This window comes from Actinopolymorpha sp. B17G11 (genome assembly GCF_040196095.1).
GTDB lineage: Bacteria > Actinomycetota > Actinomycetes > Propionibacteriales > Actinopolymorphaceae > Thermasporomyces.
This window is the reverse complement of record NZ_JBEFTW010000035.1, coordinates 1-14,905: the sequence shown is the minus strand read 5'-3', so window position 1 is coordinate 14,905 and position 14,905 is coordinate 1. Positions and strand designations below refer to the sequence as shown.

The 14,905-nt window shown below is 70.2% G+C and carries 13 protein-coding genes; 6 read left to right on the top strand and 7 right to left on the bottom strand.

Annotated features, from left to right (window positions below; translation table 11 throughout):
- Nucleotides 1–105 precede the first annotated feature (105 nt).
- From galK to galT, 3 genes are read right to left on the bottom strand one after another with little or no spacing between them, the layout of a single operon-like run.
- Entirely contained in the window at nt 106–1,260 is a 1,155-nt protein-coding gene (galK, locus tag ABN028_RS27800; RefSeq protein ID WP_349698674.1) for a galactokinase, read from the bottom strand.
- Nucleotides 1,257–2,249: a UDP-glucose 4-epimerase GalE gene (galE, locus tag ABN028_RS27795; protein ID WP_349698673.1), complete on the bottom strand. Its 993-nt coding sequence runs from the start codon at nt 2,247–2,249 to the stop codon at nt 1,257–1,259. Before galE ends, galK begins: the two co-directional genes overlap by 4 nt.
- Nucleotides 2,246–3,451 (bottom strand): galactose-1-phosphate uridylyltransferase, encoded by a 1,206-nt coding sequence (galT, locus tag ABN028_RS27790; protein ID WP_349326897.1) that lies wholly within the window; start codon nt 3,449–3,451, stop codon nt 2,246–2,248. Before galT ends, galE begins: the two co-directional genes overlap by 4 nt.
- A 299-nt stretch (nt 3,452–3,750) precedes the next feature.
- Between galT and ABN028_RS27785 the strand changes: the two genes are divergently transcribed.
- From ABN028_RS27785 to ABN028_RS27770, 4 genes are all read left to right on the top strand, one after another.
- The gene (locus ABN028_RS27785) at nt 3,751–5,091 is read left to right on the top strand and encodes a hemolysin family protein (protein WP_349326899.1); all 1,341 of its coding nucleotides are present in this window, start codon (nt 3,751–3,753) and stop codon (nt 5,089–5,091) included.
- 246 nt (nt 5,092–5,337) lie between these two features.
- On the top strand, nt 5,338–6,345 hold the full coding sequence (gene trpS / locus ABN028_RS27780) for a tryptophan--tRNA ligase (protein ID WP_349326900.1): 1,008 nt from the start codon (nt 5,338–5,340) through the stop codon (nt 6,343–6,345).
- A 10-nt stretch (nt 6,346–6,355) separates the two neighbouring features.
- Nucleotides 6,356–6,904, top strand: coding sequence for a 2'-5' RNA ligase family protein (locus ABN028_RS27775; protein ID WP_349326901.1), 549 nt, complete (start codon nt 6,356–6,358; stop codon nt 6,902–6,904).
- A 9-nt stretch (nt 6,905–6,913) separates the two neighbouring features.
- On the top strand, nt 6,914–7,867 hold the full coding sequence (locus ABN028_RS27770; RefSeq protein WP_349326902.1) for a YihY/virulence factor BrkB family protein: 954 nt from the start codon (nt 6,914–6,916) through the stop codon (nt 7,865–7,867).
- Between the two features lie 138 nt (nt 7,868–8,005).
- Here the strand turns inward: ABN028_RS27770 and ABN028_RS27765 are convergent, their stop codons facing one another.
- Nucleotides 8,006–9,352, bottom strand: coding sequence for a D-alanyl-D-alanine carboxypeptidase family protein (locus tag ABN028_RS27765; RefSeq protein WP_349698672.1), 1,347 nt, complete (start codon nt 9,350–9,352; stop codon nt 8,006–8,008).
- A gap of 30 nt (nt 9,353–9,382) precedes the next feature.
- Here ABN028_RS27765 and ABN028_RS27760 point away from each other — a divergent pair, with 30 nt between their 5' ends.
- A complete protein-coding gene (locus ABN028_RS27760) occupies nt 9,383–10,390 on the top strand; it encodes a threonine/serine dehydratase (protein ID WP_349698671.1) in 1,008 nt (335 codons plus the stop codon).
- A 9-nt stretch (nt 10,391–10,399) separates the two neighbouring features.
- On the opposite strand, the gene ABN028_RS27755 is transcribed toward ABN028_RS27760, so the two are convergent.
- From ABN028_RS27755 to ABN028_RS27745, 3 genes are all read right to left on the bottom strand, one after another.
- Nucleotides 10,400–10,627 (bottom strand): SCO4848 family membrane protein, encoded by a 228-nt coding sequence (locus ABN028_RS27755; protein ID WP_349326905.1) that lies wholly within the window; start codon nt 10,625–10,627, stop codon nt 10,400–10,402.
- 3 nt (nt 10,628–10,630) lie between these two features.
- A complete protein-coding gene (locus tag ABN028_RS27750; RefSeq protein ID WP_349698670.1) occupies nt 10,631–11,848 on the bottom strand; it encodes a glycosyltransferase in 1,218 nt (405 codons plus the stop codon).
- Nucleotides 11,849–11,919: 71 nt separating this feature from the next.
- Nucleotides 11,920–13,056 (bottom strand): glycosyltransferase family 4 protein, encoded by a 1,137-nt coding sequence (locus tag ABN028_RS27745; RefSeq protein WP_349698669.1) that lies wholly within the window; start codon nt 13,054–13,056, stop codon nt 11,920–11,922.
- Nucleotides 13,057–13,277: 221 nt separating this feature from the next.
- On the opposite strand from ABN028_RS27745, the gene ABN028_RS27740 reads away from it, so the two are divergent.
- Entirely contained in the window at nt 13,278–14,894 is a 1,617-nt protein-coding gene (locus ABN028_RS27740) for an acyl-CoA mutase large subunit family protein (RefSeq protein ID WP_349326908.1), read from the top strand.
- Nucleotides 14,895–14,905: the final 11 nt, after the last annotated feature.

The window sequence follows — 14,905 nt, the reverse complement described above, 5'->3', positions numbered from 1 at the left end:
CGGTGGACGTCGCGGTGGTCGGGGCCGAGTGGTCGCGACCGATGGGGGTCTCTCCGCGTGCCTCGCCGGAGGAGGGTGCGCAGCAGGCCGACATGTGGACAGCCTTCAGGACAGCCGGCGGGCGCCGGGTGACGCCTCCGCGACGAACCACGCGGGCGTTGTGAACCCGGCCGCGGAGAACGCCGTCGCCACCCGCTGGGCGACGGCCTCCGCCGCGTCGGCTTCCACCAGCGCGATGACGCAGCCGCCGAAGCCGCCGCCGGTCATCCGGGCACCGAGCGCTCCCGCGTCGAGTGCGGCGTCGACGGCGGTGTCGAGTTCGGGCACCGTCACCTCGTAGTCGTCCCGCAGCGAGGCGTGCGACGCGGTGAGCAGTGGGCCGATCTCGCGCGCGGACGAGGTGCGCAGGCGCTCGACGGTCTGGCGTACCCGGTCGTTCTCGGTGACCACGTGGCGCACCCGGCGGCGTACGACCTCATCCGGCAGGCGCTCCAACGCCTCGTCGAGTGCGGTGCCGTCGCGGGAGGGGTCGTCGAGGTCGCGCAGCGCGGACAGGCCCAGTGTCGCGGCAGCATCCTCGCACGTACGCCGGCGGACGGCGTACTCTCCGTCGACCAACCGGTGCGGTGCGCGGGTGTCGATCACCAACAGGGCAAGGCCTTCGGCGGCAAGGGAGAACGGCACCTGTGCGGTGTCGAGTGACCGGCTGTCGAGGAACAACACGTGGTCGCGGGTGCAGAGCAGCGCCGCCGACTGGTCCATGATGCCGCACGGTACGCCGACGAACGCGTTCTCGGCGCGCTGCGCGATCCTCGCGAGCGCCGCGCGCTCGACTGCGAGATCATGCAGGTCGACGGCCGCGAGTGCGGTCGCGCATTCCAGGGCCGCCGAGGACGACAGACCGGCGCCAAGCGGGACGTCACCGTCAACCAGGATGTCCATGCCCGCGACGTCGTAGCCCGCGTCCCGCAGCGCCCACACCACACCGGCGACATAGGCCGCCCAGCCGTCGACCTTGCCCGGCGCCAACCCGTCGACGGGGGTCTCGACCCGGCCATCGGCCTGCTGGGATGCCAGGCGGAGCAGGCCGTCGTCGCGTTTCGCCACGGTCACCACGACACTGTGTGGCAACGCCAACGGCAGGACGAAGCCGTCGTTGTAGTCGGTGTGCTCACCGATCAGGTTGACCCGTCCAGGAGCCACCCACGCGCCGTCGGGCGCGTGTCCGAACGTCTCCCCGAACCTCTCGCGCAGGTTCACCGTGCACTCCCTCCCGCAGCCGCCCTTCCGCCGGGCGCTTCCGGCAGTCCCTGCCGGAAGGCCCACGCGTCGGCCACCATCGTGTCAAGGTCGCGTTGCGGGGACCACCCGAGCTCGCTCCTCGCCCGCTCGTTCGACGCCACCAGGGCGGGCGGATCACCTGGCCGGCGTGGGTTTTCGGTGACCGGGACCGGCCGCCCGGTGACCCGGCGTACGGCGTCAAGCACTTCCTGCACCGTCGAACCCGCGCCCGTGCCCAGGTTGCACACCAGGTGGCGGCCGGGCGCCGCGGCGTCGAGGGCCCGCAGGTGGGCGTCGGCGAGATCGACCACATGGAGATAGTCACGGACGGCGGTTCCGTCGCGGGTCGGGTAGTCCGTGCCGAACACCTTCGCCTGCTCGACCTCGCCGGCCGCCACCGCGAGAAGGTTCGGGATCAGGTGCGTCTCGGGGTCGTGTCGCTCACCGAGCTGGCCATAGGCCCCCGCGACGTTGAAGTAACGGAGGCTCACCGCGGCCAGGTCGTAGGCACGGGCCTCACCTTCGAGCATCCGGTCGACGGCCAACTTCGAAGCACCGTAGGGATTCGTCGGCACGGGTGGCGTGTCCTCGGTGATCGGCATCGTCGCCGGCTCGCCATAGGTGGCCGCGGTCGAGGAGAACACGATCCGTCGAACGCCATGTGCGCGCATCGCGTCGAGCAGCGCCAACGAACCACCGACATTGCCCCGCCAGTAGCGATCCGGGTGCCGCACGGACTCCGCGACGAGAGACTTGGCGGCGAAATGCAGGACCCCGTCGTACGACGGATCGAGCACGTCACCGGCACTGTCAATTCCACCTTGCACGAAACCCGCGCCGGCCGGTACCGCGTCGGCATGACCGGTCGAGCAGTCGTCGAGCACGGTCACGTCGTGGCCGGCCTCGAGCAGCAACGCGGTGACGATCCCGCCGATGTAGCCCGCGCCTCCGGTGACGAGCAACTTCACAGCGACTCCCGCAGCCGAGTGGCGATGTCTTCCGGTCGTACGTCGTTGATCCAGACACCCATCGCCGACTCCGAACCGGCGAGGTACTTCAGCTTGTTGGGCGCGCGGCGGATCGAGAACACCTGCAGGTGAAGGGACATGAGATCACGGCCGGCTCGCGTCGGCGCCTGGTGCCAGGCAGCGATGTAGGGCAGCGGGTCGTCGGCAATGCCTTCCTGAGCGGTGCGTTCCCGAGGGCGGTCCTGGTCCCCGACAGTGCTTTCCCGGGGACGACCCCGGACCCCGAAGTAGCCGTCCAGCGCACGCAGCAACTGGAGGTAGAGCGGCCCGAAGTCGTCGCGTTCGGCATCGGTGAGGGCTGGCAGGTCGGGCACCCGGCGACGCGGATGGAGCTGCACCTCGACGGGCCAGCGCGCGGCCGCCGGCACGTACGCCGTCCAGTGGTCGGTCTCGGCGACGACCCGTATCCCCTCGGCACGTTCAGCGGCCAGCAAATCGTCGAAGAGATTCCCCGACGTCCGGGCGGCGTACGCCCGGGCCGATGCCAGCATCCGCCGCGTCCTCGGCGTGACGAACGGATAGGCATAGATCTGGCCGTGCGGATGGTGCAGCGTGACGCCGATCTCCTCGCCGCGGTTCTCGAAGCAGAACACCTGCTCGACGCCCGGCATGGCGTTCAGCTCGGCGGTGCGGTCGGCCCAGGCCTCCATGACCGTCCGCACGCGTGTCGGCGTCAACGAACCGAACCCCGTGCCGTGCTCCGCGGTGAAGCAGACCACCTCGCACCGACCCACACCCGGCCGGCGCGCGAAGGGGTCGGGCGCCTCGGAGTCCACCTCGGGCACGCCGCCGCCCGCGCCGGCCGCCGCGCTGATCACCGCGTCGGGGGGACCCAGGAGGCCGAACGACGGAAACCGGTTCTCGAACACCGCCACGTCGTAGTCGCTCGCCGGGATCTCCGTCAGCCGTCCCGGGCGCGACGGGCACAGCGGGCACTGGTCAGCCGGCGGCAGGAAGGTCCGGCCCTGCCGGTGCGCGGCGACCGCGACCCACTCGTCGAGGACCGCGTCGTAGCGAAGCTCCGATCCGCCGGCACGCTCCGGAAGGTCCCGCAGGTCGAGGGCCGACCGGTCCGCGCCGTCGGTCTCGTCGAAGTAGATCAGCTCGCGTCCGTCAGCCAGCCGGGTGGTCGTTTTCTTCATGCCTGCCCGAAATCTCCCCACCGGTCCGAGGCACGAGGTCCTCGCGACACTCGTGCGACATCGCGTACGACGAATCTCCCCGACGAATCCGCGCGGCTCTGCGCGACGAAACCGATCCGGTCCCGCATACGTCGGAGAAACCTTAGAAGCTCCACAAGATCCCATCCTGCCGGGCCACTCCCAGAAGGGTTCGTTACCGTGCGCCGTGCGGCGCCTCATACTCTTGGGCCATGGCGAAGACCAGCGGTCCCGGCTCCCATACCGGCAGCCTGCGCCACTGAGCAGGCGGTGACCAGCACATGAACGGCGTCCTGGCCAACATCGGACTCGCGCTGATCTTCGTCCTCATCGGCGGTGTTTTCGCCGCGGCCGAGATGGCGCTCGTGTCCCTCCGGGAGGGTCAGGTCAAGACTCTGGCCCAACGCGGCCGGCGCGGCGAGCGGGTGGCACAGCTGACCCGGGACCCGAACCTGTTCCTGTCCTCGGTCCAGATCGGTGTCACGCTGTCGGGCTTCCTCGCCTCGGCGTTCGCGGGCGCGAACCTGTCCTCGGACCTGGCGCCGGTGCTCCGACGGATCGGGGTGCCAGGTGGCGCCTCGGAGCCGGTGGCGCTGGTCCTGATCACGGTGGCCGTGTCGTACGTCTCGATCGTCCTCGGCGAGCTGGCCGCCAAGCGCCTGGCTCTGCAGAACGCCGAAACCTTCTCGATGGCGCTCGGCCCGTTCATCCACCGGGTGGCGCGCCTGTGCCGGCCGATCATCTGGTTCCTGTCCAAGTCCACCAACGTCGTCGTACGCCTGCTTGGTGGTGACCCGAACGTCGGCCGCGAGCAGATGTCCGACGAGGAGTTGCGCGAGCTCGTCTCCGCCCACGAGACCCTCGGTGAGGAGGAGCGGGCGATCGTCGACGAGGTGTTCGCCGCCGGTAGCCGGCAGCTGCGCGAGGTGATGCTGCCTCGGACCGAGGTCGACTTCCTCGACGCCGACATCCCCGTCTACAAGACCGTCAAGATGGTCAGCGACCGGCCGCACTCGCGCTACCCGGTCATGCGGGGTGACGCCGACGACGTGGTGGGCTTCGTCCACGTCCGCGACCTGCTGAACCCCGAGGTCGCCACCCGGTCGGTGCGGGTGGGCGACCTGGCGCGGGAGGTGCTGCTGCTGCCCGGCACGAAGCGGCTGCTGACGGCGCTGTCGGAGATGCGTTCGACCAGCCAGCACCTCGCGATCGTGCTCGACGAGTACGGCGGGACGGCCGGCATCGTCACCCTCGAGGACCTGGTCGAGGAGCTCATCGGCGACATCCGGGACGAGTACGACACGGTGGCCGAGGCCTCGTCACGCCGGCTGGTCTCCGGCGACGTCGAGGTCGAGGGCCGGCTGGGGCTCGACGACTTCACCGACGAGACCGGGATCAGCGTTCCGGACGGCCCGTACGAGACCGTGGCCGGGTTCGTCATCGCCCGGCTGGGACATCTGCCGTCGGTGGGGGAGCAGGTGGAGTTCGAGGGGCACCTGTTCACGGTGATCGAACTCGACGGCCGCAGGGTTGCCCGGTTGCGGTTCAGCCCGCGCCCGCCGGACGCCGCGCCCGAGCCGGCCGCCTCCCGCCCCGCCGCAGGGGCGCCGACCGCCGAGTGACCTCAGCTGTCGGGAGTCTCGCCGCGCGCGCCGCCCGCCGAGCCGGCCGGTAAATGACCACGCTGAGCAGGCCTCTGGTACCCGGACACGGCGTCGGCACCTGTTTCGCGACCACTGGCATGGGCAGCGTGGTCATTTGCGGGGCCCCGGGCGGGGCCCAGGTGGCGGCCGCGGACAGGGCCGGTTCGGGTTGACCGGGTGGACTCGCGGATCAATGGCGGATCGAGCCCTGGCACAATCTTGGGCATGTCGCGACCGCGCGTGTTCTCGGGCATCCAGCCCACCGCTGACTCGTTCCACCTCGGCAACTATCTCGGCGCCGTCCGGCAGTGGGTGGCGATGCAGGACACCTCCGACGCGCTGTACTGCGTGGTCGACCTGCACGCGATCACGATGGGCCATGACCCGGCTCTGCTGAAGGAGCGCACGCTGCGTTCGGTGGCCCAGCTCGTGGCCGCTGGTCTCGACCCGGAGCGGTGCACGCTCTTCGTCCAGAGCCACGTCGCCGAGCACGCCCAGCTCGCCTGGGTCCTGGGGTGCCTTACCGGCTTCGGCGAGGCCAGCCGGATGACACAGTTCAAGGACAAGACGGCTCGCGGCGGCGCGGAGAGCGCAACGGTGGGCCTCTTCACCTACCCGGTCCTCATGGCCGCCGACATCCTGCTCCACCGCACCAACGCCGTTCCGGTCGGCGAGGACCAGCGTCAGCACCTCGAGCTCACCCGCGACGTGGCACAACGCTTCAACGCCCGCTTCGGCGAGACGTTCGTCGTGCCGGAGCCGTTCATCCTCGCCGAGACGGCGAAGATCTACGACCTGCAGGACCCCAGGTCCAAGATGAGCAAATCGGCGTCCGCGCCCGGCGGCATCATCGAACTGCTCGACGATCCGGCGGTGTCGGCCAAGCGCATCCGCAGCGCGGTCACCGACTCCGGCCGCGAGGTCCGCTTCGACGAGAACGAGAAGCCGGGCGTGTCGAACCTGCTCAGCATTCTCTCGGCCCTGACGGGCCGGCCCGTCCCCGAGCTGGAGGAGGCGTACGCCGGCAAGGGTTACGGCGACTTCAAGCGGGACGTCGCCGATGCGGTCGTGGAGTTCGTGACACCCTTGCGGGAGCGCACGCTGGCACTTCTCGAAGACCGTGAGACCCTCGACGGCATCCTCGCCCGCGGCGCCGACCGCGCCCGGGACACGGCGGTGGACACCCTGCGCACCGTGTACGAGCGCATCGGATTCGTACCCTCGAAACGATAGGTGGTCGCGCGTGCGCACGATCGGCGTCGCCATCGCGATCCCGGAGCCGTACGGCGGCGAACTTCAGCGCTGGCGAGCGGCTCTCGGTGATCCACTGGCCGAGGCGATCCCCACCCACGTCACGTTGCTCCCGCCGACGCGGCTCGTCGACGAGGAGATGCCGGCGATCGAACGGCACCTTCTCGCGGTGGCAGAGTCGGCCCGTCCGTACGACATGCGGCTGCACGGCACCGGCACCTTCCGTCCCGTCTCGCCGGTGGTGTTCGTCGCCGTGGCCGAGGGCATCTCGTCGTGCGAACGCCTCGCCACCGGTATTCGCAGCGGGCCTCTCACGCGGGAGCTCGCCTTTCCGTACCACCCGCACGTCACCATCGCCCACGACCTGCCCGACCACATGCTGACGAAGGCGTACGAAGCACTCGACCTCTACGAATGCGCCTTCACCGTGGAGGCGTTCAGCCTCTTCGAACACGGCGCCGACTCGGTGTGGCGGCCGCAGCGGGACTTCGCTCTCGGCGGGCCCCTTCCCGGTCCGCATCCACCGCCCGATCCCGGGTAGCGATAGGACGTGAACCTGGAGCGGATCAAGGACCGGCTGCGGGCGGTCCTTGAGCGGGCCCGGGCGCGCTCCGGCCTGCTCGACCATCTCGTGCGGGCGGTCGAGCACTACTCGGCGGTGATGGGTACCCAGCTGGCGGCCGCCGTCACGTACTTCGCGTTCCTGTCGTTCTTCCCGCTGGTCGCCTTGTGCTTCGCCGCGGTCGGTTTCGGGGTCGCCTTCATCCCGGGCGTGGAGCAGGCGGTGACGTCGGCACTGGTGCAGACGTTCCCCGGCATGATCGGGAACGCACCGAACCAGATCGACGTCCAGGCGATCGCCCGCCAGAAGGCGAATGTCGGCGTGATCGGGCTCCTTGTCCTGCTCTATTCGGGGCTCGGCTGGGTCTCGGCGCTGCGTACGTCCCTGCAGGCGGTGTTCGAGTCCGCGCCGGAACGCAAGCGTGGACTGGTCAAGGGCAAGGCCTACGACCTCCTGGTGCTCGTGGTCGTCGGCATCGTGCTGGTCACATCGGTCGGAGTGGGCACGGCGGTGACGGGGTTCACCGAGATCATCCTCGACCTGCTGGGACTCCGCGGCGTGCCCGGAGCGGGGGCGCTGCTGTGGGTGGGCGCGCTGCTGGTCGGGGTCGCGGCGAGCGTCCTGCTCTTCTTCGTGATCTACCGGGTGCTGCCCCGGCACGACGTGTCCGGCCGGGCGATCCTGGGGGGTGCGTTGCTGGCAGCCATCGGGTTCGAGGTGCTCAAGCAGCTGGCGAGCATCGTGATCGGCTTCGTGACGAGGAACCCGTTGTACGGCGCCTTCGCGATCATGGTCGCGCTGCTGGTGTGGATCAACTACTTCTCCCGGCTGGCGGTCCTCGGCGCCGCCTGGGCCGTCACCACTCCCGACGAGCAGCCTCCGGACGAGCGAACCCCCGAGAGGCCCACCCCCGTCCCCGACGACCCCACCACGACCCCGTGATCATGATCGTGATCATGAAGGCATTGCGGCGTATACGCGACATTCTTTCATGATCATGGGACCCCGCGCGCGGCCACGCCGTCGCGGGAGCCACGACGTCAGGTGGTCTGCTTACCGCGGGCGGCGTCGGGCGGCCAGCTAGCCGCGGGCGACGGCGCGGGTCCGGGCGTCGGACTGGCGTCGGGAACGGACGTAGCCGTAGACCCGCATGCTGGCCAGCACGATGAACAGCACCAGGGCCGCCCAGATCCACAGCGGCAGGCGTTGCAGCGCTCGTGGAAGCACCGCCACCGTGGTGTCGACCGGTGGCGCCGCACCGACGGTCGGTGCTCCGGTCGCCCCGTCGGCGCCGGCCGTGGGTGCCTCCGCCGGGGCGGTGTTGGGTCCGGCTGTGGGGGTCAGCGCCGCCGTCTGGGCCTCGACCGCCTGGGTGACATCCTTGGCGGTGACGAGGGTGCCGACGGGGGTGATGTCGCCGGCAACGGAGTAGCCCCAGTCGAGTAGGTCCGCCGCCTTCTCCCAGGACGGGCTGTCGGTACGCATCAACGACACGACGAGGCGCCGGCCCTGCCGCTCGGCGGCGCCGATCAGCGTGTGGTGCGCCTTGGTCGTGTAGCCGTTCTTGACGCCGATGGCGCCTGGGTACTCCGTCATCAGGTCGTTGAGGTTCTGGATCTGGAACGTCTTGCCGTTCCGCCCGGGGAAGTCGTAGCGCAGGGTCGATGCGTACTTGCGGAAGTCCGGCCGCTCCAGGCCGGCCCGCGCGAAGAGCGCGAGGTCATAGGCCGACGACACCTGACCTTGTTCGTCGAGCCCGCTGGTGTTGACCACGTGGGTGTCGTACGCGCCGAGCCGGGCGGCTTCGTCCATCATCAGCCCGAGTGCGGTATCCATGCCGCCGCTGGCGTTGGCGAGCGCGTTGGCGGCGTCATTGCCCGACGGAAGGAAGAGGCCGTAGAAGAGTTGGTCGATCGTGTAGATGCGGTCGGCTTCCAGACCGACCTTGCTGCCCTCCATGTCCGCGTCGGCGCGGACAGCGGTGTAGCGGGCGCGTTTGTCCAACCTGGGCAGCAGGGTGAGTGCGGTGAGTGTCTTGAGTGTGCTCGCGGGGGGCAGCCGCAGGTGGGGGTTCTTGGCCGCGAGGATCTCGCCGGTGTCGATGTCGGCGACGACGTAGGACTTGACGTCGACGTCGGGCGGTTCCTTTGCCGCGTCGGGATCGACGATCACCTTGTCGAGCTCGGCGAGGGACTCACCACCGACGGGGCCCTGGAACGGGCTCGCCTCGCGGCCGCCGGGTTCGGGCGACTCCGTCGCGTCGGGACTCGCGCTGGGCTTGGCTGTGGGAGTGCCGGGGGCGAGGGGTACGACCGGCTGGGCGGTCGCGGGTAGCGTGACCACGCTGAGCGAGATCAGGGTGGCGAGGACGGCCACGGCGGCGGTGCGCGTGGCACGACGACAACGAGTACGGAAGTCCCGAGTCATGGTGCCGTCAGAGTAGTACGCCCAGTTCAGATGCCGTTTGTGTCGACCCGATCATTCCGCAATCCTGGGAGCAATATGAGAGCGCCTGATTTCGTAGTGTCACCAAGTCGTGATGATCTTCGCGCTGCCGCCACACGGTTGGCGCCGCATGTCAGGCGTACGCCGGTCATGGAGATCGATGGCGGCGACCTTGGCACAAAAGCGCGGGTCGTCCTCAAGCTCGAACTTCTGCAGCACACGGGTTCGTTCAAGGCCCGTGGCGCTCTCAACACGTTGCTCACCCGGTCGGTCCCCGTCGGCGGTGTCGTGGCCGCGTCCGGCGGCAACCACGGTGCGGCAGTGGCGTGGGCAGCGAGCCGGGCAGGCGTACCCGCGCAGGTCTTCGTACCCGCGACGTCCCCTCCGGTGAAGGCGCGCCGGATCGCGGCCTACGGCGCCACCGTCGTCGTCGTGGACGGGTACTACCCCGACGCCCTGGCCGCGAGCCGGGAGTGGGCGGCCGACCGGCAGGTCACCGAGGTTCATGCGTACGACGCTTCCGAAGTGGTCGCCGGGCAGGGCTCGCTCGGTCTCGAACTCGCCGACCAGGTCCCGGACGCCGACCAGGTGCTGGTGTCGTGCGGCGGCGGAGGACTCTTCGCCGGTGTGGCTCTCGCCCTCGATGGCGGCCCGATGGTGCTCCCCGTCGAGCCCGAACGCTGCCGCACCCTCCACGCGGCACTGGCAGCCGGCGGACCCGTTCAGGGCGAGGTGGGTGGGGTGGCGGCCGACAGCATGGGTGCCGCGACCGCGGGCAGGATCGCTTACGAGGTTGCCGCGAGCCGGGGCATCACTCCGCCACTTGTGCCGGACGACGCGATCGTGACGGCGCGGGAGTTCCTGTGGGAGCGTTGCCGGATCCTGGCCGAGCCCGGTGGTGCGACCGCGTTCGCGAGCCTGTTCTGCGGTGTGGTGCGCCCCGCCGCCGGTACGACCGTCGTGGTCGTCGTCTCCGGCGGCAACACACTCGAGATACCGGGCGCGACGTCCGAGGCGTGACGCGCCCGCTCAGCTCGCCGGGTCCCGCCGTCGCTCAGCTCGCCAAGCCCTCCAGCCAAGGATGGCGAGCACCACGGCGATCGCAAGATTGACCACGATGAGAACCGTGTGCGCGACATAGAACCCGGTCGGCCGGCCCTCGGTCGCGGCGAGGTTACGGATGAACACGGCATAGGTCACGACATTCCACGCGGCGACGACGAGCAGGAACGCGGCGATCCTTCTGGTGATGCGCACCCGTCAAGTATGCGTACGTGCGCGGCCACTCGTACGCACGCGGGCCCTCCGGCCGGTGGCGGCATGGACGTCGAGCATGGCGGATACGGACGCGCTCCACGGATAGCACTCCGCCTGCTCGCGCGCGGCCTTTCGGCGGGCGTCGCGGTCGCGCGCCAGCACACCGGTCACCGCGGCCGCGAGTGCCCGCGGATCTGGTTTCGCCCAGGCACCCGAGGCCAGCGTGACGAGCTCCCGGCCACCACCGGTGTCCGCCGTCACGACCGGCGTCCCGCAGGCGAGCGCCTCGAGGATCGCCAGCCCGAACGTCTCGAACGGGCAGACCGACAGCGACACGTCCGCGGCGGCGAGTTCGGCAGCCAGCGCGAGCCGGTCACCGACGTACGGATGGAAGACGACCGGTGCGTCACCGGCGAGGTCCTGCAGGGCCGCGCGGTCCGGGCCGTCACCGAAGACGTCGAGCCGGAACGCGAACCCCTGCCGGTGCAGCTCGACCGCGGTCGCGACGGCGAGGTCGGGCCGCTTCTCCTGCGACAACCGGCCGGCGTGGATGAGACGGGGGACCTCGCCATCGCGGTCGGCGCCCGCGGCGCCTGCGGCACCGACGGCACCGACGGCACCGGTGGCAGCGGTGCCACCGTTGGCACGGGTGGCAGCGGGCGAAGCGCGGTCCGGATGGAACGTCGTGAGGTCCACGCCAAGCGCGACCTGGCGTACCGGCCGCACCGCGACCCGCTCGAACTCCCGCGCCGCGAAGGCCGACGTGACCACCACCTGGTCGAACCGCCGCAGCAACGACCGGTTGAGGAGGTTGACGCCCGCGACCAGGCCGGGCCGCCACCCGATCCGCGGACTGAGGTGGGTGTCGAGGCGCTCGTGGGAGAGCAGGACGCTGCCGCCGTCGTGCCGCCGCGCCCAGCTCGCGGCGGTCGTCATCGTGAGCTTGTCCGACACCTCGACGTTGGTGGGGCGCAGCCGGTCGAGTACGTCGCGGATCCGCCAGGTCTCGGGGACCATGCGGTAGGACGTACCGGGCAGGAGTGGAGCGCGGAACGTCACGACCAGGCCGTGCTCGGTCTCCTCCCACGCGTCGTACGGCCCGGGAACCAGCAGGGACCGGCGGTGCCCAGCCTCGACGTACCCACGACCGAGCGCGTCGATGGCGGTACGCAGACCGCCGGACGAGGGGCCGTAGAAGTTCGCCAGCTGGGCGATGTGCATCGATGTCCTCCGGTCACGGGCGGGCTGGTCGTGCGTACGGCGGCGACTCAGGTCGTGCGTATGGCGGCGACTCAGGCAGCGAGCGTCGGTGTCGCCGGGCGGCGGAGGACCGCGCGGTAGTGCACCTCGATCAGCTCGTCGAGGATGCGCTCCCAACTGCGCTCGCGCACCGACATCCGGGCGGCCTCGCCCATCTCCTGCCGCAGCGGCTCGTCGTGGGCCAGCTGGAGTACCGCATCCCGGAACGCCTGCACCGCCACCTCGGACTCGACCGGCGGATACAGCAGGCCCGTACGCCCGGGAACGACGAGATCGAGCAGGCCGCCAGCGGCCGGGGCCACGACGGGTACGCCGCTGGCGAGTGCCTCCTGGGCCGCCTGACAGAACGTCTCGTGCGCTCCGGTGTGGACGAAGACGTCGAGGGAGGCGATGGCCCGGGCCAGGTCGAGGCCGCCCTGCATACCGAGGAACGCCGCGCCGGGGGCCTGCGCGCGTACCTCGTCGATGGCAGGTCCGTCACCGACGACGACGAGCCGGACACCGGGCAGCCCCGCGATGTGCCGGAGCAGGTGGACCCGCTTCTCGGTTGCCACGCGTCCGACGTAGCCGACGAGGACCTCGCCGCCCGGCGCGAGACGACGGCGAAGGCCCGGGTCCCGGCGGGACGGATGGAACCTCCGCAGGTCGACACCGCGCGGCCAGCAGTGCAGGCGCGGCACCTTGATCTCGGCGAGCTGTGCCAGTGCCGCCCGGGACGGCGCGAGCGTCCGGCCGGCACGGGCGTAGCTCCGCCGCATCCACGCCCACAGCGCGCGCTCGACCCCGACGAAGCCGTACTGCTGGGCGAAGCCCACCACGTCGGTCTGGTAGATGGCGACGGTCGGGATGGCGAACTTCTCCGCCGTACGCAGCGCTGACATGCCGAGCATCAGCGGCGACGCGAGGTGGATGACGTCCGGTGCGAACTCGGTCACCGCCTTGCGTAACCCCGCGTCGGGAAGCCCGAGCGGGAAGTCGGGGTACATCGGCAGCGGCAGGCTGCGCACCCGGACGACGGGGGTGGGACCATGAGCGTCCTCACCTGGGCCTGGTGCGACGATGAGTGCCTGGTGCCCCCGCTCGACGAGATGGTCCACCAGGTGTCGCACCGAGTTGGCGACACCGTTGACCTGAGGCAAGAAGGACTCTGCGATGACGGCGACTCGCACGACTCCCCACGTTCGTGGTTGGAGGTAAACGGGCGGGACTGATCGTATTGCCGATCCGGGTCGAGTCTATGAGCCCTTCTGACCTGGACGCTTGTGGCGCCGTACGCTGGCGGCATCCGTGTCGGCAGGATGACGCTGAGACACAATTGCCGCTGGGCTCCGCCCGCTGGAGGCGTACCGCCTCCTGTGGCCGCCGAGGCACACACGCCGGAGGACGCCGGATGACTGATCGTTCCGAGCCGGAGGCGGTCCCGACGCCTCCCAGAGTGACCGAGTCGGGACTTCCGTTCCGGGCCGTCTACGGACCGTCAGATCTCGCCGGCTGGGATCCGGCGGACAAGATCGGCGAACCTGGACGGTATCCGTACACCCGCGGTGTGTACGCGTCGATGTACACGGGTCGGCCGTGGACGATGCGGCAGTACGCGGGGTTCGGGACGGCGGCGGAGTCGAACCGGCGCTACCACCAACTGATCGAGGCCGGCAACGCGGGACTGTCGGTGGCGTTCGACCTGCCCACCCAGATGGGGTACGACTCGGACGCGCCGGTCGCGCACGGTGAGGTCGGCAAGGTCGGCGTGGCCATCGACTCGATCGACGACATGCGGTTGCTCTTCGACGGGATCCCGCTGGACCAGGTCTCGACGTCGATGACGATCAACGCGCCCGCCGCGGTGTTGCTGCTGCTCTACCAACTGGTGGGGGAGGAGCACGGTGTCGCGCCCGGCCGGCTGAGCGGCACGATCCAGAACGACGTGCTGAAGGAGTACATCGCGCGGGGCACCTACATCTATCCGCCCAAACCGTCGCTGCGGTTGGTGTCTGACATTTTTGCGTACTGTCAAGCGGAGCTTGCGCGGTTCAACACGATCTCGATCTCGGGTTACCACATGGCCGAGGCGGGGGCGACGCCGGCGCAGGAGATCGCGTTCACGTTGGCGAACGGGATCGAGTACGTCCGGGCGGCGGTCGCGACGGGGCTTGCCGTGGACGACTTCGCTCCGCGGTTGTCGTTCTTCTTCGTGGCGCGGACGACGTTGCTGGAGGAGGTGGCGAAGTTCCGCGCGGCGCGGAGGATCTGGGCGCGGGTGATGCGGGAGGAGTTCGGGGCGGCGAACGCGAAGTCGATGATGCTGCGGTTCCACACCCAGACTGCCGGGGTTCAGCTGACCGCGCAGCAGCCGGAGGTCAACCTGGTCCGGGTGGCGCTGCAGGGGCTGGCCGCGGTGCTGGGAGGCACGCAGTCGCTGCACACGAACGCCTACGACGAGGCGATCGCGTTGCCGAGTGAGAAGGCGGCGCGGTTGGCGGTGCGTACCCAGCAGGTGTTGGCGTACGAAACCGACGTGACGAAGACCGTCGACCCCTTCGCCGGGTCGTACGCCGTGGAGTCGTTGACCGACGCGGTGGAGGACGAGGCGGTCGCGCTCATGGAGCAGGTCTCCGACCTCGGCGGTGCGGTGGCGGCGATCGAGAAGGGCTTCCAGAAGGCCGAGATCGAGCACGCGGCCTACCGGATCGCCCGGCAGATCGACGACGGGGAACGCGTCGTCGTCGGGGTCAACCGGTTCGTGACGCCCGACGACGAGGCGTACCAGCCGCTGCGGGTCGACCCGGCGATCGAGGAGGCCCAGCGGGACCGGTTGGCGAAGCTGCGCGCGGACCGCTCCGGCGCCGAGGTCGATCGCGCACTGGCGGCGTTGCGAGATGCGGCGGCCGGCGCCGACAACGTGCTCTATCCGATGAAGGATGCTCTCGCCGCCCGCGCCACAGTCGGCGAGGTCTGCGACGCCCTCCGCTCCGTGTGGGGCGTCTACCACCCCGCCGACGCCCTCTGACCCCTCTCGGG

Bases quoted from the DNA above. Each gene is read 5' to 3' on its own strand.
- ABN028_RS27740 (WP_349326908.1), top strand. From the start codon at position 13,278: ATGACTGATCGTTCCGAGCCGGAGGCGGTCCCGACGCCTCCCAGAGTG.
- trpS (WP_349326900.1), top strand. From the start codon at position 5,338: ATGTCGCGACCGCGCGTGTTCTCGGGCATCCAGCCCACCGCTGACTCG.
- ABN028_RS27765 (WP_349698672.1), bottom strand. From the start codon at position 9,352: ATGACTCGGGACTTCCGTACTCGTTGTCGTCGTGCCACGCGCACCGCC.
- ABN028_RS27760 (WP_349698671.1), top strand. From the start codon at position 9,383: ATGCCGTTTGTGTCGACCCGATCATTCCGCAATCCTGGGAGCAATATG.
- ABN028_RS27750 (WP_349698670.1), bottom strand. From the start codon at position 11,848: ATGCACATCGCCCAGCTGGCGAACTTCTACGGCCCCTCGTCCGGCGGT.
- galT (WP_349326897.1), bottom strand. From the start codon at position 3,451: ATGAAGAAAACGACCACCCGGCTGGCTGACGGACGCGAGCTGATCTAC.
- ABN028_RS27785 (WP_349326899.1), top strand. From the start codon at position 3,751: ATGAACGGCGTCCTGGCCAACATCGGACTCGCGCTGATCTTCGTCCTC.